At 72.5% G+C, this 18745-nt stretch carries 13 protein-coding genes and 2 tRNA genes; 10 read left to right on the top strand and 5 right to left on the bottom strand.

The features are described from left to right. Positions 1–135 precede the first annotated feature (135 nt). Positions 136–210 (bottom strand) — tRNA-Glu (locus ACSRUE_RS33905). 39 nt (positions 211–249) lie between these two features. Beyond that, positions 250–323: transfer RNA gene (locus ACSRUE_RS33900), tRNA-Gln, on the bottom strand. A gap of 590 nt (positions 324–913) precedes the next feature. Here ACSRUE_RS33900 and groES point away from each other — a divergent pair. The 4 genes from groES (at position 914) to ACSRUE_RS33880 (ending at position 4595) form a co-directional block, all read left to right on the top strand. Further along, positions 914–1213: a co-chaperone GroES gene (groES, locus tag ACSRUE_RS33895; protein ID WP_437768350.1), complete on the top strand. Its 300-nt coding sequence runs from the start codon at positions 914–916 to the stop codon at positions 1211–1213. 69 nt (positions 1214–1282) lie between these two features. Beyond that, on the top strand, positions 1283–2971 hold the full coding sequence (gene groL / locus ACSRUE_RS33890) for a chaperonin GroEL (RefSeq protein WP_441287207.1): 1689 nt from the start codon (positions 1283–1285) through the stop codon (positions 2969–2971). A 195-nt stretch (positions 2972–3166) separates the two neighbouring features. Next, positions 3167–3823 (top strand): Crp/Fnr family transcriptional regulator, encoded by a 657-nt coding sequence (locus tag ACSRUE_RS33885; protein ID WP_437768348.1) that lies wholly within the window; start codon positions 3167–3169, stop codon positions 3821–3823. A 4-nt stretch (positions 3824–3827) separates the two neighbouring features. Beyond that, complete coding sequence (locus ACSRUE_RS33880) at positions 3828–4595, top strand: MBL fold metallo-hydrolase (RefSeq protein WP_437717768.1); 768 nt, start codon at positions 3828–3830, stop codon at positions 4593–4595. A gap of 209 nt (positions 4596–4804) precedes the next feature. Here ACSRUE_RS33880 and ACSRUE_RS33875 read toward each other — a convergent pair whose 3' ends face one another. From ACSRUE_RS33875 to ACSRUE_RS33865, 3 genes are all read right to left on the bottom strand, one after another. Beyond that, complete coding sequence (locus ACSRUE_RS33875) at positions 4805–5599, bottom strand: PP2C family protein-serine/threonine phosphatase (protein ID WP_441287206.1); 795 nt, start codon at positions 5597–5599, stop codon at positions 4805–4807. 257 nt (positions 5600–5856) lie between these two features. Continuing rightward, a complete protein-coding gene (locus tag ACSRUE_RS33870) occupies positions 5857–7494 on the bottom strand; it encodes an FAD-dependent oxidoreductase (RefSeq protein WP_441287205.1) in 1638 nt (545 codons plus the stop codon). Between the two features lie 4 nt (positions 7495–7498). Then, the gene (locus tag ACSRUE_RS33865) at positions 7499–9103 is read right to left on the bottom strand and encodes a polyamine aminopropyltransferase (RefSeq protein ID WP_441287204.1); all 1605 of its coding nucleotides are present in this window, start codon (positions 9101–9103) and stop codon (positions 7499–7501) included. Between the two features lie 107 nt (positions 9104–9210). Here ACSRUE_RS33865 and ACSRUE_RS33860 point away from each other — a divergent pair, with 107 nt between their 5' ends. The 6 genes from ACSRUE_RS33860 (at position 9211) to ACSRUE_RS33835 (ending at position 18704) form a co-directional block, all read left to right on the top strand. Then, positions 9211–10683, top strand: a complete 1473-nt coding sequence (locus tag ACSRUE_RS33860) for a DUF4178 domain-containing protein (RefSeq protein WP_441287203.1) — start codon at positions 9211–9213, stop codon at positions 10681–10683. Positions 10684–10993: 310 nt separating this feature from the next. Further along, positions 10994–11302, top strand: a complete 309-nt coding sequence (locus ACSRUE_RS33855) for a hypothetical protein (protein ID WP_157906673.1) — start codon at positions 10994–10996, stop codon at positions 11300–11302. 156 nt (positions 11303–11458) lie between these two features. After that, positions 11459–12562: a hypothetical protein gene (locus ACSRUE_RS33850; protein WP_441287202.1), complete on the top strand. Its 1104-nt coding sequence runs from the start codon at positions 11459–11461 to the stop codon at positions 12560–12562. Next, positions 12559–14529, top strand: a complete 1971-nt coding sequence (locus ACSRUE_RS33845; RefSeq protein ID WP_441287201.1) for a S8/S53 family peptidase — start codon at positions 12559–12561, stop codon at positions 14527–14529. The genes ACSRUE_RS33850 and ACSRUE_RS33845 overlap by 4 nt, the downstream gene beginning before the upstream one ends. A gap of 210 nt (positions 14530–14739) precedes the next feature. Next, on the top strand, positions 14740–17097 hold the full coding sequence (locus ACSRUE_RS33840) for an ATP-binding protein (protein ID WP_441287200.1): 2358 nt from the start codon (positions 14740–14742) through the stop codon (positions 17095–17097). Further along, positions 17094–18704, top strand: coding sequence for a sigma-54-dependent transcriptional regulator (locus ACSRUE_RS33835; protein WP_441287199.1), 1611 nt, complete (start codon positions 17094–17096; stop codon positions 18702–18704). Before ACSRUE_RS33840 ends, ACSRUE_RS33835 begins: the two co-directional genes overlap by 4 nt. Positions 18705–18745 lie beyond the last annotated feature (41 nt).

Here is an 18745-nt window from a genome sequence, read left to right as displayed (position 1 = left end):
TAGCGCAACGTGAACGGAGCAGGACGTCCTCGCTGATCTGCGTGCTCGCGTGCTCGTCGAACGACGCTGCGCTTCGCGTCGTGCTCGACGCACGACATAGACGGAAGCAGCAGGAAACGAGGCGAGGGGGTGAAGTGGCGATCCCAGCGGGAATCGAACCCGCGTTACCGGCGTGAGAGGCCGATGTCCTAACCGCTAGACGATGGGACCTTGTTCTGCGGAGAAAGCCGACAGCTGAGCTGAGCGGCCTGGCTGGGGGACAAGGATTCGAACCTTGATAGCAAGAGCCAGAATCTTGCGTCCTGCCGTTAGACGATCCCCCAAGGGGTCAGCGCCGTGTTCATCAGCGCCACGGGCCGCGGAATCTACTTGGGCTGCCTGGATTGTCAAGCGATCAAAATCGGACCCGCCGAAGAAAAATGCCCGCCGCCAGAAATCGCCCATATTTCGCATGGTTCGAGCGCTTCATGGGGTGAGGAAGGCCTCCCCCCTGCCCAACCCCTCGCTCAACCCGCTCCGCCCTCGTTGCATGCCGTCCGTTGCTGCCGTCGCGCGTCGTCGTGCTCTCGCCATGATCCGTCCAGATTGTCCACGTGCTGTCGGGGGCTCGTCCCCGAGGAGGCTCCACGGGGTCGCGACCGCGCCCTCGCCGTCGCTTCTCCCGACATCTCGGCTTCGCCGTTCGGGACTCTCGGCTCCGGAAAAGTCGCGGCTCCCTGCTGCGTGCCCTTGACGCGCCGGGTGACTGATTTACTTTCGGCCGCGGTTTAGCCACCGGCCTAGGAGAGTGCCAAGAGACTGCGATCTCGGGCACTTAGCTCTCGTCGCGCGGGCGGAACGCCCCAGCGGGGGGGCGAACGGGACCTCCGGCGAGCCGATGGTCAGTCAACAAGCCGAGGACGAGGGAGCCAGCATGAAAATCAGGCCGCTGCAGGATCGGATTGTCGTCAAGCGCGTCGAGAGCGAGACGAAGACCAAGGGGGGCATCATCATCCCCGACGCCGCGAAGGAGAAGCCGATCGAGGGGCGCGTCGTCGCGGTGGGCAACGGCAAGGTCCTGAAGGACGGCAAGGTTCGCCCGCTCGATGTGAAGGTCGGGGACAAGGTGCTGTTCGGCAAGTACAGCGGCACCGAGGTGAAGCTCGACGGCGAGGAGCACGTGCTCATCCGCGAGGACGACGTGCTCGCCGTGACCGAGCCCGCCGCGACGTGAACCAGGTCTGAGGCTACCGAACGCAAGCGTTAGTACACGCGGCCCGCGCGGCCGCGAGGGGATTGAGAGATGGCTGCCAAGCAGATCGTTTTTAGCCGCGGCGCCCGCGCCGCGATCCTCAAGGGCGTGAACACGCTCGCCGATGCGGTCAAGGTGACCCTCGGGCCGAAGGGGCGGAACGTCGTCATCGAGAAGAGCTGGGGCTCCCCGGTCGTGACGAAGGACGGCGTCACGGTCGCCAAGGAGGTCGAGCTCGCCAGCAAGCTCGAGAACATGGGCGCCCAGATGGTGCGCGAGGTCGCCTCGAAGACCAGCGACAAGGCCGGCGACGGCACGACGACGGCGACGGTGCTGGCGCAGGCGATCTTCGGCGAGGGCCTCAAGCTCGTCGAGGCCGGCCACAGCCCGATGGATCTGAAGCGCGGCATCGACGCGGCGGTCGCGAAGGTCATCGAGGCCGTGCAGAAGGCCGCCAAGCCGACCAAGGACAAGGACCAGATCGCCCAGGTCGCCACGGTCAGCGCCAACGGCGACAAGGAGATCGGCCAGATCCTCGCCGACGCCATGGAGAAGGTCGGCAAGGAGGGCGTGATCACGGTCGAGGAGAACAAGCGCATGACGACGGAGCTCGAGACCGTCGACGGCATGCAGTTCGACCGCGGCTACCTCTCGCCCTACTTCGTGACCGACCCCGAGAAGATGACCGCGGTGCTCACGAACCCGCTCATCCTCGTGCACGAGAAGAAGATCTCGGCCATGGCCGACCTCCTGCCGCTGCTCGAGCAGGTGGTGAAGCAGGGGCGCGAGCTGCTCATCCTCTCCGAGGACGTCGAGGGTGAGGCGCTCGCCACGCTCGTCGTGAACAAGCTGCGCGGCACGATCAAGGTCGCCGCCGTGAAGGCGCCCGGCTTCGGCGATCGCCGCAAGGACATGCTGAAGGACATCGCCATCCTCACGGGCGCGACGCCGTTCATGGAGGACCTCGGCCAGAAGCTCGAGAGCGCCACGGTGCGCGACCTCGGGACGGCCAAGCGGGTCGAGATCGACAAGGACAACACGGTCATCGTCGACGGCCAGGGCGACAAGGGCGCCATCAAGGGCCGCATCGAGGCGATCCGCAAGCAGATCGCGGACACGGCGAGCGACTACGATCGCGAGAAGCTCCAGGAGCGGCTCGCGAAGCTCGCCGGCGGCGTCGCCGTGGTGAAGGTCGGCGCGGCGACCGAGACCGAGATGAAGGAGAAGAAGGCGCGCGTCGAGGACGCGCTGCACGCGACCCGCGCGGCCGTCGAGGAAGGCATCGTGGTCGGCGGCGGCGTGGCCCTCTTCCGGGCGGCCGCCTCGCTGGAGTCGCTCAAGTTCAACGACGACCGCGACGTCGGCGTGAGGCTCGTGCGCCGCGCCGTGGAGGCGCCGCTCCGCCAGATCGCCCAGAACGCGGGGGTCGACGGGACGGTGGTCGCGGAGAAGGTCCGGTCGGGCGCGCCGACGTTCGGCTACAACGCCGCGACCGACTCGTACGAGGACCTGCTCGCCGGCGGCGTCATCGACCCGGCCAAGGTCGTGCGGCACGCGCTCTCCAACGCGGCCAGCGTCGCCGCGCTGATGCTCACGACCGAGGCCCTCGTCGCCGAGAAGCCCAAGAAGGAGAAGGCCGCGGCCGGCGGGGCTCCCGGCGGCATGGGCGGCATGGGGGGTATGGGCGGCATGGGCGGCATGGGCGGCATGGGCGGCATGGGCGACTTCGACATGGGTTGATCGCCTGTCCGCGCCGCTCCCGGGCTGCCGCCGCCTCCGCGCGGCGCCGGCCCGCCGGGCGCGCTGCCCCGACGAAGCGGGCCGAGGGGTCCTCCAAAGCATGCTGGCTCGGGGGGCCCCTCGAGTTTTGTGAGCGCCAGCGCTCTTGCCCGGGTTTTTGACCCGCGGTCACGTGGGGCGCTAGACTCCCGGGCAATGTCGGAGTCGTCGTTCGCCCGCTATGGCCGCGAGTATGTGCCGGGCGACGTGCTCTTTCGTGAGGGGGACTCCGGCGACGTCATGTTCGTCATCCAGTCGGGCGCCGTGCGGATCACGAAATCGGTCGCCGGCGAGGACAAGGTGCTCGCGGTGCTCGGGCCCGGCGAGTTCGTCGGCGAGATGGCGATCTTGAACGGCAAGCCCCGGAACGCGACGGCCACCGTGAGCGAGCCGTCCCGCTGCGTCGTGATCGACGCGCGGAAGCTCGAGGTCATGCTGCAGCGCGACGTCGAGATAGCGCTCCGTCTCCTCAAGAAGCTGGCGAAGCGGCTCGACGCGGCGAACTCGCTGGTCGAGATCCTCATGCACCGTGACCCGAAGGCGCGCGTGATGCTCGCGCTCGCGCGCCACGCCGAGGCCTTCGGCGAGGAGACGCCCGAAGGCATACGCGTCCGCTCCTCTCCCGAGGACATCGCGCGCGAGGTCGACGTCGAGCGAGAGACGGTGGACGAGGTGATGAAGCGGCTCCGCCGGCTGAAGCTCCTCTCGTACGGGCCGCCTGGACCCGCGGCGATCATGGTGACCGACATGCGCAGGTTCCGGGATTTCATCGAGTTCCTGGACATGCCGCAGAAGTTCGGCGGAGAGAGCTGAACCAGTGGAGCTCCGTGTCATCGGCTGCCACGGCGGGGAGACCCCCAGGCATCGCACGTGCGCGTTCGTCGTGGACGACGTCCTCGCGATCGACGCCGGCTCGCTGACCAGCGGGCTCGAGGTGAAGGACCAGGCGCGGATCGAGGCGTGCCTGGTGAGCCACGCGCACCTCGATCACATCCGCGACCTGGCCACGATCGCGGACAACCGCTGCCAGCTCGGGTGCCCGCCGCTCGTGATCGCGGGCACGCGCGAGACGCTGCGCACGCTCAAGAAGCACTTCTTCAACAACGTGCTCTGGCCCGATTTCGCGGTGATCCCGAGCGCCGGGCAGCCGACCATCCAGTACCTCGAGCTCAAGCCGGAGCGCCCCACGCCGGTCGCCGGGCGGCTCGTGCGCGCGGTCCACGTGACGCACACGATCGACGCGTCGGCGTTCGTGATCGAAGGGGACGGCGGCGCGATCGCGTACAGCGGCGACACCGGGCCCACGGAGCGGCTGTGGGAGGTGCTGAACCAGCAGCAGGACCTCCGCGCGCTGCTGATGGAGGTCAGCTTCCCCAACCGGGAGCAGCGCCTCGCCACGGTGAGCGGCCACCACACGCCGCAGACGCTCGCCCTCGAGCTCCAGAAGTTCCGCGCGCCGAGGGATCTGCCGACGATGCTCTACCACATCAAGCCGGTCTTCCAGGCCGAGGTGGAGCGGGAGTGCGCCGCGCTGAAGGGGCTGAACCTGGAGGTCCTTCAGCTCATGGATCACTTCGTCCTGTAGCCGACGCATCGGCGCGGGGGCGTCCGGGGCGTCGTGCGCGCGCGGGTGATGGCGGCGCTGCGCTCGACGGGATCGTGGCGCCGAGCTGCCCGGCCCGAGGGCGCTCGCTCGCTGCTCCGGGCGAGAGCGCGCCGCGCAGGAGGTGAGGCCTGCGCGGCGGGGGTGTCGGGAGCTCGCGCGCGGCCGCAGAGCGGCGCGGCGCCGCCGGGCTAGCGGCTTTCCTGGGTGGGCTCGTCGTTGAAGGGGCGCTTGCCGTCGGGCACCTCTTCGACGCGGGCGAGGACGACCGTGATGTTGTCGGTGCCGCCGAAGTAGTTCGCCCGATCGATGAGCGCCTTGCACGCAGCGTCCAGCGAGCCGCTGGACATCACGAGCTCGAGGATCTGATCGTCGCTCACCAGCCCGGACAGGCCGTCCGAGCAGAGGAGGTACACGTCACCGTGCCGCGTCTCGTCCGTCACGAGATCGACGAGGACGTCCTCGCGGATGCCGAGCGCGCGCGTGATGACGTTGGCCGGCAGCTGCCTGACCTCCTCCTCGGTCATCCACGGCGCCATGTGCGCCGCGTCGCTGACGAGCGAGTGATCGCGGGTGAGCTGCGTGATCTGGCTGTCGCGCAAGCGATAGCAGCGGCTGTCCCCGACGTGACCCACCGTCACGTGCTCGGCGTCCTTGGTGAACATCGCCGCCACGATCGTCGTGCCCATGCCGAAGTCGGCGAGCGTCTTGAGCGAGCGCTCGAAGATGCGCCGGTTCGCCAGCCTGAGGCCGGTGACGACGTAGTTCTCCTCCTCGGTCAGGTTCGGATCGGCAGGGAAGGGCCAGGTGGCGTCCCTCCCCAACGTCACGGACAGGAAGTCCGAGAGGGTGCTCACGGCTAGCTGGCTCGCGACGTCGCCCGAGCGGTGCCCGCCCATTCCATCCGCCACGGCCACGACACGGTACTCCTCGCTGACGAGGAGGCTGTCCTCATTGTGGTCCCGGAGGAGCCCGGTATCCGTCATCCCGGCAAACCGGGTCCGCAACATGGGCAGAGAGTAGACGCGGAGCAGGGGGGCAGCGCAAGTTCAAGGCGAGGGCAAAGCTGAAATCCTGGGCCGGATCTCCCACAGCGGCCGCTCTGTGGCCGCTGGAAGCGGCCGGCGGCAGGGGCAAAGCACAGTTCCGGAGGCGCTCGCTCGCCGGACGCACTTTGCTCTTGAAAGATGGGAGAGGACGTGGGGTTCCGCGCGGCGCGCGCCGAGGCGACGGGCGCTCGAGCTCAGAGCCAGCTCTCGCCGATCGCGATCCCCGCCGAGGCCGCGATCGTCTCGGCGGCGCGCACGCCGCAGGCGTGCGCCTCCTCGAAGAGCGCCATCCCCGGCTGATCGACGTGGGCCCAGGCGACGCGCTCGGACAGCGCGCAGCGCGGCTCGAACGGCCGCGGGCCGAGGAAGCCGGGGCGCGGGCGCGGCATCGCGTGCCCCCAGATCATGACGTCCATCCGCTCGACGTCGTCGCGCAGGTGCGGGTGCGCCGGCGCGAGATCGCGCAGCACGCCGTCGGCGAGCGACGCCCACGGCGCGCGGAGCAGCGCCGCGCGCGCGGCGGCGACGTCCGGCCCGCCGAAGGCGCGGTAGTACGTCAGCACGGTGCGCTGCACCGGCGTCGCGAGGCGCGACCGCTGCGTCGTCGCCGCCGCGAGATCGGTGAGCTGGTGGCGGGCATCGACGTAGCCGAGCCCCTCCGCGCCGTAGAGTACGGAATCCCACGCGTGGTTGGGGTCGATGGGCCGCTCGACGTGCAGGTTCGCCACGAGCCACGCCGACGCGACCCGCTCCGGCAGCTCGCCCGCCGCGCTGCCCGCGAAGATCCGGCGCACGACGAACGCGGGCGCCGCGAGGATCGCCGCGCGGGCCTCGACGCGGCGCGCCTCGCCGCGCTGCACGTCGACGTAGTCGATCTCGACGCGGCCGCTCGGCTGCGGGCGCACCGACGTGACGAGCGCGCCGAGCGACACGCGCGGCGCCGCGCGCTCGATCAGCGCCTTCACGAGCCGGCCGTTGCCCTCGGGCCAGACGAGGTAGCGGCTGCCCGCGAGCTCGGGCGCGCGCGCCTTGCGCCCCGCGAAGTAGTGCAGCCCCGCCCAGGCCGAGATCTCCTCGGGCGCGCCGCCGAAGTCGTCGAGCATCGCGTAGCGCACGTACCAGCGCAGGAACGGCGTGCGGTACCCCTCGCGATCGAGCCACGCCGCCATGCTCATCCGGTCGAGCCGGAGGAGCTCGGGGTCGCGGGAGGAGCGATCGAGCGGGATCTGGAACGCCGGGAGCCCGTCGCTGCCGGTGAGCTCCGTGAGCTCCTCCTCGAGCGCGTGGAACCTCTCGAGCTCGTCCAGCGCCTCGCTCGAGAGCGCGTCGACCGGCGCGAGGCCGCTGTGCCACGCGCCCTCGTAGAACAGCCGCTCGCCCGGCGCGTGGCACAGCCGCCGCGGATCGAACACGGGGCGCCCCGCCGCGTCCCACCCGGTGACGACGCCCATCTGCTCGAGCAGCCGCAGCGTCGCGCGCGCCTCGACGTTCGGCGCGGCGAGGTAGTGCGCGCCCCACGGGTACGGCACGACGCCGTCGTCGCCCCACGCGCTCGTGCCGCCCGGCCTCGGCTCGAGCTCGAGGACCCGCAGATCGAGCCCGGCGCCGGCGAGCCGCCACGCGGCCGACAACCCGCTCACCCCGCCGCCGACGATCACGACGTCCGCGCGCTCGGCGGGGCCGCTCGCCGCTCGCCGCGGCCCGCCGCGGAGCAGGTGGCCCGCGCCGTGGGCCGCGCCGACGATCTCGCCGGCGAGCGGCGCGCGCCCCGGCGAGGCCGTGTGCACGACCCAGCCCGCGGCCACGGAGCTCAGGAAGCCGCGGCGGTTCACCGGATCACCGGGTCCACTCGGCCCACTCGCGCGTGTACACGGAGACGAGCTTCTGGTCGTTCAGCCGGTTGATCGGCGCCTCGACGCGGCCGAGATCACGGGGGAACCGGAAGAGCTCCGGCAGGCCGCTCGAGTCGAGGTAGCGGAGGCTCGACGGATCGATCCGGAGGGCGCCGGGCGCGGCGAGCCCCTCGCCGCCCGCCAGGATGAAGCCCCACTCGCCGAAGCTCGGCACGTAGACGTGGAGCGGCGCGGTCTTGAAGCCGGCCGCCTCGAGCGTCGTCACGACGCTCCAGAACGACTCGCGCGCGTAGTGGGGCGACGTCGCCTGGACGACGGCGAGCCCGCGCACGGAGAGCCGCTGCCGGAGCAGGTGATAGAAGGCGTCGGTGTACAGCTTGCCGACGGCGTAGTTGCCGGGATCGGGGAAGTCGACGATCGCGAGATCGAACGACTCGGTCGACTCCTCGAGGTACTTGAACGCGTCCTCGTTGCGGACGGCCACGCGCGGGTCGCGCAGCGAGCCCTGGTTCAGGTCCGCGGCGAGCGGCAGATCGCGGAAGGCGCCGGTGACCGCGCCGTCGAGGTCGACGAGCAAGATCTGCTCGACCGACGGGTAACGGAGCAGCTCGCGCGCGGCGAGCCCGTCGCCGCCGCCGAGGATCAGCGCGCGCCGCGGCTCGCGCCCGAGCGCGGCGACGGCCGGGTGCACGAGCACCTCGTGGTACCGGTGCTCGTCGTCCGACGAGAACTGGAGGTTGCCGTTGAGGAAGAGGCGCGTCGTGCGCGTGCTCCTCGTGATGACGAGGCGCTGGTACGGCGACTGCGCCGCGTAGACGATGGGCGCCCCGAAATAGAGCGCCTCCGAGCGCTCGACGAACCGCGAGACGAGCGCGAAGGCGACCCCGAGCCCGGCGATCACGATCAGGCAGAGCGCCCGCAGCCGGACGACGACGGCGCGATCGAGCGGAAACAGGAACGTGCTCGTGAGCGCGACGGCCGCGTTGAGCACGCCGAAGAACAGGCTCGTCTGGTGGATCCCGAGGCGCGGCAGGAGGAGCGAGGGGAAGAGCAGGCTCGCGGCCAGCGCGCCGATGTAGTCGAGCGTGAGCACGCGCGCGACGAGCCGCTTGAGATCCAGCGAGAAGTTGAGCAGCCGGATGAGCAGCGGGATCTCGAGCCCCACGAGCATCCCGATGAGCAGCACGAGCGAGTAGAGCAGCGCGCGGAACGACCCGAGCGCGGTGTAGACCCGGAAGAGCATCGGCGCGGAGAGCCCGCCGACGAGCGCGAGGCCGAGCTCGATCTCGACGAAGCGCTCGAGGAGCCGGCTCTCGATGTACTGGGAGAGGTACGAGCCGATCCCCATCGCGAACAGGTAAAGGCCGATGACGAAGCTGAACTGCGTCACCGAGTCGCCGAGGACGTAGCTCGCGAGCGTGCCGGTGATGAGCTCGTAGACGAGCCCCGACGTGGCGATGACGAACACGCTCGCGAGGAGCGCCGGGTGCACGAGCCGGGGCAGCGGCTGCGCCGCAGGGAAGGGCGCCAGGGCGTCCCCGGGAGGGGCGCCCCGAGCTCCCGCAGGGCTCTCCTCGGTGGCCGGCATCGGCGCGGTCCTAGCACCGCTCGCGCTGGACCACAGCCTGTTCGGGCGCGCCGGCGCGCCCGAAACGCTTCCTCTTCCGTCGTCGAGGCCTCTAGTATGGTGCTCGCGTGAGCACGCCCTTCGACCGAGCTGCCGCGTGCCCCTCCTGCGGCGCGCCGATCACGTTTCGCTTCGCGGGCGCGATGGCGCAGGTGTGCAAGCACTGCAAGTTCGTCGTCGCGCGCACCGATCGGGACCTCCGCGCCGTCGGGCGCGTCGCCGACTTGGTCGAGATCCCCACGCCTCTCCAGCTCGGCGTCACCGGGCGCTGGGGCAACGAGCCGTTCGTGGTCGACGGCCGCGTCCAGCTCGATCGGGCCAGCGCACCGGGCGCGCCCTGGCAGGAGATCTTCGTCGCGTTCCCGGCCAGCGGCCGCTGGACGTGGGTCGCGTTCGCCCAGGGGCGCTGGTACGCCACCACCGAGGCGCCGCTCCCGCTGAACGGGCTGCCGCAGTGGAGCTCCCTCCAGCCGGGCGGCCGTGTCCACCTCGAGGGGCACGGCATGTTCACCGTCGTCGAGGTCGGCCGCCGGCGCGTGATCTCGGCCGAAGGAGAGATGCCCCACGTCGCCGCGCCGGGCGTGGTGACGGGCTTCGTCGACATCGCGGGGCCGAGGGGCGAGTTCGGGACGCTCGACTACGGCGACGGGCGGACGATCCCGCCCAAGCTCTACCTGGGCCGGCAGATCGACCCGGCCATCATGAAGCTCGACACCGGGGCCCCTGTGGACCAGCCCACGGCGCAGGTGTCGGCCGTCGCGTGCCCGAGCTGCGGCGGCAACCTGCCGCTCGCCGCGCCCGGCACGACGGAGCGCATCGTCTGCCGGTACTGCGGTACGGCGAGCGACCTCACGAAGGGCGCGCTCGTCGCGCTCGGCCAGGTCCCCAGGCCGCCCATGGAGCCGTACGTCCCGCTCGGCGCCGAGGGACAGCTCCGCGGCATGCGCGTGCTCTGCATCGGCTTCGTCATCCGGGGCTGCACCGTCGAGGGCGAGCGTTACCGCTGGCGCGAGTACCTGCTCTACGGCGGACCGAGCATTGGCTACCTGTGGCTCATGGAAGAGGACGGGGCGTGGCAGCTCGTGACGCCTCTCTCGCCCGGCGAGGTCCAGCCGATGGGCTCGACGGCGAGCTACCAAGGGCGGACGTATGCGCTCAAGCAGAGCGTCCACGCCGAGGTGGAATACGTCATCGGCGAGTTCTACTGGAAGGTCGAGATCGGCGAGGCCGTGCAGGCCACGGAGTACCAGGGCGAGGGCGGCAAGGTCAGCGTCGAGCAGGCCCCGACCGAGGTGAGCGTGTCGTTCTGCTCACCGCTTCCAGGGAAGGAGCTCGCCGCCGCCTTCCACCTGCCACCCCCGCCGAGCCCCTCGTTCGGCGACGGGACGGGCGCCGGCGCCGGCAGGGTCGTCGTCATCGTCGTCGTCCTGATCGTCGTCCTCCTCATTCTCATCGCGCTCAGCGACTGCGGTGGGGGCGGCGGCGGCGTCATCTTCATTCCGAGCGGTGGGGGCAGCCCGAGCTTCGGCGGCGGGAAGTGATCCAGTTCCACTGATCGATTCGGCTGCGTATGAAATGAACGACCTGTGCCGGTTCGTCTTTTGCGATCCCGGCTGGTGTCGAGTCGGGCACGTGCAGCGCTGGACATGTCTATGTCCACCTCCGTGGAAAGGCGACATCGCGTCGAGCGGAGCGGTCGGATTCGGGCAGATGATGGTCGGTTTCGGGTATCGCGCCGCTCCGGCCGCCGCTGGCGATCGAGTAATTTCAATGGCTTACGCGCTGGCTCACGGCGGCCCGTGACGTGCAATGTGCCGTCCGACGCCGGCGGTGGACCGGCGGCGGAGGCCCATGCAAACGGTGAATTCGATCGACCCGCACGCACAGCTGCGCGCGCTCTACATCTCCCTGCTCCGAAACCAGGAGCACTTCGACGAGTTCAAGCAGCTGCTCGCCCTCTACGTCGTCGCGCCCGAGGCAGATGAGGAGCCGGTGGACGCGGCCAGGATCCGCGCGCAGCTCAACGGCCGCATCCGCTCCTGGATCGGCGGCTTCTTCGACGGGCTGAGCGCCTCCCAGGTGCTCCAGTGGCGCGCGATCGTGGTCGAGGAGCGCTTCAACGTGTGCCTGTCGCCCTGGAAGGAGTCGAACGTCTATTGATGCTGCGGCGCAGGCGACAGGCGGGGTTGCACCGCCATCGGCGTACGTCTCACCGGCGCGGCTCTGCCTCGGTGCCATCTACCGGCGCCCGGAGCGCGCCGCGCACCGCGAGCGCCGAGCCCGGCGCGCCGCGCCGGGCGAGGGAGGTGCCCGCGCATGGATGACGCCCTGTGGGTGGACGAGCTCTACAAGGCGTTCTGGCGGACCCTCCCGGGGATGCTGCACGCCGACGCGCAGGGGCTGGCCTACACGCTCGGCCTGTCGCCGTCGCGTGACGTGCCCTGGAGCGCCGTGTTCAGCAACGAGATCACGCTGGCCGCGCCCGCGCTGCTCGCGGAGGCCATGCCGGGCGTCCGCGGGGCCACGGTGCAGGACGCGCTCCTCGCGCACCTGCTCGCCGTCATCGAGGCGTTCGGCACCGATCGCATCAAGGACAAGCAGGTCCGCCCGACCTGGCAGCTCGAGGCCATCCTGGCGCACGCTCGGCGGGCGCGCGACGAGGCGCTCCGCCGCGTCGCGCCAGGGGTCGACGACCCGGCCATCGATTTCGCGCGCGCGGACGACGCGACGCTGTTCGCCATCGAGACCGAGCGCAGCCTCCTGGCGAGCGGCGGGCCCGCCGGCTTCAGCCGCTATTACGCGCTCTCCCTCGGCAAGCAGAGCGTCGGCTTCCCGGCGTCGATCGCCCTCGCGCACGCCGCCGGCTGGACGGCCGAGCGGCGCGAGGTGCTCGCGCGGCTGCTGTCGTCGGTGTGGCTCGGGCTGCAGCTCCACGACGACGTTATGGACTGGCAGGACGACTACCAGCGAGGCGGCGCCTGGGCCGTCGTCCTGGCCTCGGAGCTCCGATCGCGCGCGCACGGCGAGCCCCGGGCCGAGGAGCGCGATAGGGAGCGCGCCCCGGAGCCGCGCCACCGCGGCGCGGTCGCGTACGGACCGCTCGGCACGCCGCCCTGGGGGATCGCGGTGACGCCGAAGGCGCAGAGCGAGCCGCCGATCCCCGACGCGCCCTCGTCGCTGCTCCCCGTCCGCCGGATGGTCCTCGAGTCCGGCGTGCTCGCGGCGATGCTCGACGGCGAGCGCCGGTGCTTCCGCGCCGCGCGGCGCCGCGCCGCGGCGCTCGGCGCTCGGCGCGTCGCGGCCTGGGCGGAGGGGAGGGCGGGGCAAGCGCAGGAGCTCGCGCGGTGCGAGGCCGAGAGCCCCGGCTTCGCCAACCGCGCCCACGCGCTCAACGCCTGGGCCAGGGCCGTGCTGGCATGAGCCGCGGCCGCGGCGCGGCCGCGCGAGGGGGGGCGGGCGCTCCGGAGGAGGGGTCCGCGCGCGCGCGTCCGGCGCCCGGTCGCAAGAGCGCGCCGCCTCCAGCGTCGTCCGCCACGCCCAGGGCGCGCCCGCGGCGCCCGCCGTGGGACTTCGGCTATGCCCCGGTCCCCACCGCCGCCGGTGACGACGACGACGGTCCCCTCGACCTCGTCGTCGCCTCGCGGTGCCCCGTCGCGCCCGACGTGGTCGCCGCGGCGCTGGGGGCGCGCTGGTCTGGCGTCGCGGTCGAGCGCGTCATCGAACGGACGCCCATCTTCTGGCTCCGCGTCCGGTCCCCCGACCGCGGGCGGCGCGCCGACGTCGCCGCGGCGCTCTCGGCCGCGGCGCTGCCGGTGCGCTACGTCGCGTCGGCCCGGCGCCCGAGCGCCGCCGTCGCCCCGCGCTTCGACGCGGCCGCGGGCGCCGCGGCGCGCCCCGAGGGCTGGACCGCGCGCCGCGCGTCGGTCGAGGACGAGCCCGTCACCCCCGGCCGCTGGTTCCTGCGCGACGAGGGCGGCGGGATCGGCGTCGATCGCCGCCGCTGCGGGGGCGGCGCCGGGACGCGCCTCGGGGTCATCGACGACGACGCGTGGACGGCCGACGAGCTCGGCCTCGAGCGCGAGGTGCTCGTCATGATGGAGCAGCCGCCGCGCAGCCAGGCGCACGGCGCGTTCATGGTCGCGTGGGCCGTCGGGGGCCGTCACCCCGGCGGGTTCCGCGGCGTCGCGCCGGACGCGTCGCCCCGGCTCTACCTGATCCCGAAGCCTGGATCGTGCGTCCTCGCCCTGCCGGTCGCGATCGTCCGGGCGGTCAGCGACGGCGCCGACGTCGTGGTGTGCGCCGCGTACGTCGAGGGCTCGACGACGCCCATGCTCGACGACGCGCTCGAGTTCGCCGCCCGCCTCGGGCGCCGCGGCCGGGGCTGCCCTGTCGTGTTCCCCACGGGCCGTGAGGCCTCGAGCCCGCCCGAGTCGCTGCACGCGAGCTTCTCGCTCGGGTTCGGCGAGCCCGCGAGCGACCCGCGCGTGTTCTGCGTCGGCCCGGGCGCCCGCGGCGACGGGTGGTTCCTCTGGCGGGACCGGCGGGGGCGCAGCCGCCCCTTCGCCAACCGCGGCCCGGCCGTGCGGTGGCTCGCGCCGGGCGACGACATCACCTGCCCGCTGCCGTCCGCGTCCAGCGCGACCCCCGCGCTCGAGCGGCTCTGCCATGCCGAGTCGAGCGGGGCCTCGGCCCTCGCCGCGGGCTCGCTGCTCCTCGTCCTGTCGCAGAACCCGTCGCTCCGCCTGCCCGAGCTCGACGCCCTCGTGATGCGCACGCTCGCCCCGGTGCCTCCCGCGGCGCCCGCGTCGGCCGAGCCGATCGCCGACGCGTGGGACGTGCTCCCCGACGGGCGCGATCGCGACGGCCACAACGCCAAGCACGGCTACGGCCGGATCGACGCCGGTCGAGCCTGCCTCGCCGCCGGAGATCCCATCGCGCTCGCGCTGGTGTCCGTCGGCGAGGACGGCGCCGCGCGCGTCTGGCACGACGCCCGCGCCGAGGGGCCGCTCGCCCGCCGCCTGTACTCGCGCCGCCTCGCGCGCTGGGCGGTCCGGGCGCTGCTCGCCGACCCGAGCCTCTGCCACGGCGTCTGCGCGCTCGTGCGCCACGCTCGCCTCACCGCGGGCGACCCGCGGCGCCGGCGCGCCCACGGCGCCGGCGCCGTGCTGCGGCAGCTCTCGCTCCTCGTCCGCGCCCTCGCCGCGAGCCGCGCGGCGCCGCCGCCTTCGCCGCGCGTGCGGGACGAAATCACCGTTCTGCTCGACCGGCTCGAGCGATCGGCGACCGACCCCGCCGCCGTCGCCGACGTCGAGTCGCGCTTCGGAGCGCTGGCGGACGTCGTGTTCGCGGACGCCAAGGACGGCGACGCGCACGAGGGCGCCGCCTGAGCGCGCTGCCGTCCCGCCGCGGGGTGATCCCGCTCTCATCTCCGCGGGGAAAACGTAATGATAATTGCGTAGTAGCGCCGCTGGGGCGCCGGGATCGCGGGTGACGGGCGCGTCGCGCTCCGTCCGGCGCGCGAGCCCCGTTGGTTCACCCGGAGTTCCAGCGTATCGTGAGTGGCTGGCGGCGCAATTTACGCGCCGTCGGCTCTCCCGATGCCAGCTATCGAGAATCGCCGTTGGCTCCTCGCGGTGGTCGTCCTCGCGGCGCTCGTGCTGGGCGGCTCGGGGATGAGGAGCGCTCTGAGCTGGTACGAGCGCCCGTTCCCTGGCGTGCTCGTCGATCCGGACGGCGTTGTCTCGAGCGTGGGCCTGCCGTCCTGGGAGGGCTTCCAGAAGGGCCTCCGGTACCCGGATCGCGTCGTCGAGGTCGACGGCTGGCGCCTCGAGAGCACCGCGGGGCGCTACCGCGCCGGCGCCTGGGACGCCGCGGTCGAGCGGGCGGCGAGCGAGGGGCGCCGCTCGGTGCACGCCCGCGTCGAGACGGCGGAGGGGCTGCGCGACGTCGAGCTCTCCCTCGTCCCCTTCGACGCGCTCGCCTGGTGGTTCTACGCCGGCGGGCTGGTGGTCGTCGCCTCGCTCTACGTGGGCGCCGCGCTCATCGCCCTCAGCGCGAGCCCCCGCGGCAAGCTCGCCCGCGCCTTCGCGAGCGCCGCGCTGTTCGCCGCGCTCTTCCTGTTCGCGCTGTTCGACTACCACAGCTCGCGCCACCTCGTCCCGTTCTTCCACGTCGCCTACGCGCTCGTCCCGATGAGCTTCTTCACGCTGGCGCTGCGGCTGCCGGACGACGTCCCGCTCATCGCGCGCTACCCCGTCTTCGCGCGGATCGCCCACGGGCTCGGCGGCTTGCTCGCCGCCGCCCTGCTCGCCTCGCACGCCATGGGCTGGACCACCGTCGCGCTCCGGAGCGTCTGCGCGATCCTGTTCGTGGCGTCGTTCTTCTTCTTCGCGACCACGCTGATCCTCCGCTTCGCCGCGGCGGAGGGCGATCGCCGCCGCACGCTGCGCGCGCTGCTCCTCGCGATGGCGCCGCCGCACGTGGTGATCGCCCTCGGCTTCATGCTCGCGATGCTCGGTGCCCCGGCGTCGACGCTCGCGTGGTTCGCGATCCCCGCGCTCGCCCTCACGCCCGTCTCGAGCGTCGTCGCGTTCATCCGCTACGACCTCTGGGGGAGCCGCGCGCTCCTGTCGCGCCCGCTCACGCGCGTCATCATCGCCTGCATGATGGTCGCGCTCACGGTGATCCTCTGCTCCGCGTGCGCGGGGTACGCCGGCCTCCCGCTGCTCGGCGCCATCAAGGTCGCGGCGCCGGCCTCCGTCGTCAGCGCGGCGCTCGTCGTGTTCGCGCTCGGCGCCGGCGATCGGAAGCTCTTCCCGGCGCGCGCGGAGTACAAGCCCACCGTCGAGCAGCTCAGCGAGGAGCTGACGCTCGTCGCCGATCCCGACGAGGTCGCCTTCGCGGTCGAGCGCACGGTGGCGCGCTGGCTCTCCTGCGAGCGCGTCACCTTCCGTCGCATCGCGGTCGACGCGGCTGACGGCGCGGGCGCGGGCAGCGCCGGCGCCGCCCCGGGCGAACCGGCGCCGAGGGCGGACGAGTCGAGCGGCGAGCGGGTCATCGAGGTCGAGCCGCCCGACGCAAGCGCGAGCGAGCTCTCGCTGACCGTCATGTTCCGCGGCCGGCTGCTCGGCGTCCTCGAGGTGGGCAAGAAGCGCGGCGGCGCCCTGTTCACGAGCGAGGACCTCGACCTGCTCCGCACGATCGGCAACCAGGCCGCGCTCGCCATGGCGCACGCCCACAGCTATGCGGAGCTGGAGCGGCGGCGGCGGGAGCAGGCCGCCGCGTGGCGCGACGAGCGCGCGGCGCTCATCGAGACGCTCGCGGCCGAGATCACCCACGAGGTGCGCTACCCGATCAACTTCTTCCGCTCCGTGTTCAAGCGCGGATCGAAGAACCAGAGCCTGGACGCCGAGGAGGTCGACATCGGCTGCGAGGAGGTCGAGCGCCTCGAGCGCCTCGTGATGGGGCTGCGCCGGGTGACGCACAGGAAGCTCGAGCGCCGCCGCCTCGCGGTCGAGGAGCTCGTCAGCCGGGCGGAGATGCTCCTGCGCGATCAGCTCGGCAAGCGGCGGATCGAGGCGCGCGTGAGCGCTGGATCGAGGCTCCGCTGCGATCCCGATCAGGCCACGCAGGTGCTCGTCAACCTCCTCTCGAACGGCCTCGACGCGGCCGGCGACAAGGGGACGATCGGGGTCGTCTGGGAGACCACCGAGAGCGGCGCCGAGCTCGTCGTGTGGGACACGGGGCCCGGCATCTCGGGGGACGCGTCGCGCCTCTTCGCGCCCTGGTACACGACGAAGCCCCGCGGGACCGGGCTCGGGCTCGCCATCACGCACCGCATCGTCCGGGCCCACGGGTGGCTGATCGAGCCGGAGCGGCGCGACGGCACGACGCGGTTCGTGATCTCGATCCCCGCCGCCGACGTCTCCATGACCGCGGAGGACGAGGTCGCGTGAAGATCCTGATCGTCGATGATCAGCGGAGCGGCCGCCGCACGCTGCGGCAGATCCTGGCCGCGCTCGACGAGGTCGAGGTGCTCGAGGCGGTCGGCCTGGACGACGCGATGGCGGTCGTGGAGCGGAGCGCGCCGGACCTCCTGCTCCTCGACGTGCGCCTGTCGGACGATCCGCGCGACCGCGGCGGCCTGGAGATCCTGCGGCGGGTGCGGGCCTCGGGGCGGAGCACGCCGGCGCTGATGGTCACGTCGGTCAGCGAGCTCTCCGAGATCCGGGAGGCCATGCGGCTCGGCGCGCAGGACTACGTGCTGAAGGACGAGCTCTGCCCGGAGATGCTCCTGCCGATCATCGAGGGGCAGCGCGAGCGGCTGCTCCTGAAGGGCGAGGTGGTGCGGCTCCGCGAGCGGGTCGACCGCACGTTCGGCACGAAGGCGCTCCTCGGCTCCTCCGCGGGGATGGAGCGCGTCCGCCGGATCATCGAGCGGGTCGCCGAGTCGAGCAAGACGGTGCTCATCCGCGGCGAGACCGGCAGCGGCAAGGAGATGGTCGCCCGCGCGCTGCACGAGATGAGCTCGCGCCGCGGCGAGCCGTTCATCGCGGTGAACTGCTCGGCGCTGCCGGGGACGCTCATCGAGTCGCTCATCTTCGGGCACGAGCGCGGCGCCTTCACCGGCGCCGAGAAGCGCATGCGCGGCCAGCTCGAGCTCGCGGGCGCGGGCACCATCCTGCTCGACGAGATCGCCGAGATGCCCGGCGAGCTCCAGGCGAAGCTCCTCCGCGTCGTCGAGGATCGCCGCTTCCGCCCCCTCGGCGCCGAGTCGGAGATCCCGCTGCGCGCCCGCGTCCTCGCCGCGACCCACGTCGACCTGGAGAAGCGCATCAGCGAGGGGCGCTTCCGGGAGGACCTCTTCTACCGGCTCAACGTCGTCACGGTGCACGTCCCGTCGCTGGCCGAGCGCGACGCCGATCTCATCGAGCTCCTGCTCGCGTTCAGCGCGGAGCTCCCGCGCAAGCTGCGTTACACCGACGACGCGATCGCGTGGCTGGTCCGGCGGCCCTGGCCCGGCAACGTGCGTGAGCTCCGGAACGTCGTCGAGCGGCTGGGGCTGCTCGCGGACGACGATCTCATCGACGTCCCCACGCTCGAGGAGCTCGCGCGCGAGCGGCCGGTCGTGGACGCCACCGCGGAGATCGACCGGCTGGCGCGCGCCCTGCTCGCGCTGCCCGAGCGGCTGGGATCGAAGCTCCGCGTGATCGAGCGCGCCGTCCTGCACCACGCGATCGAGAGCTGCGGCGGCAACAAGGCGGCCGCGGCGCGGCTCATCGGCGTCGATCGGAAGATGCTCGAGCGGCGCTGGGACCGGCACACCGGCGAGGAGCCGCCGAGCAGCCGGCGGATGTCGATGCCGACGCCGATGGCCGCGCGCCACCTCGGCGAGGAGCCGCCGAGCAGCCGGCGGCACACGCCCGCGAACGGGACGCGGCACCTCGGCGAGGAGCTGCCGGGCAACCGCAACCACACGCCCGTGAGCTCGCCGCGGTACGTCGGCGAGGAAGCGCCGAGCACCCGCCGCCAGGCGCCGCCGCCAGACCACGACGACGCCTGAGGGGCGCGGCGCCGCCGGCGTGGCGTGCCGCGCCACCGGCG

It is taken from the genome of Sorangium sp. KYC3313, from assembly GCF_052075895.1.
Lineage (GTDB): Bacteria > Myxococcota_A > Polyangia > Polyangiales > Polyangiaceae > Sorangium > Sorangium cellulosum_B.
Note: the sequence above shows the minus strand (reverse complement) of the source record. Positions and strands in the feature narration are given on the sequence as shown.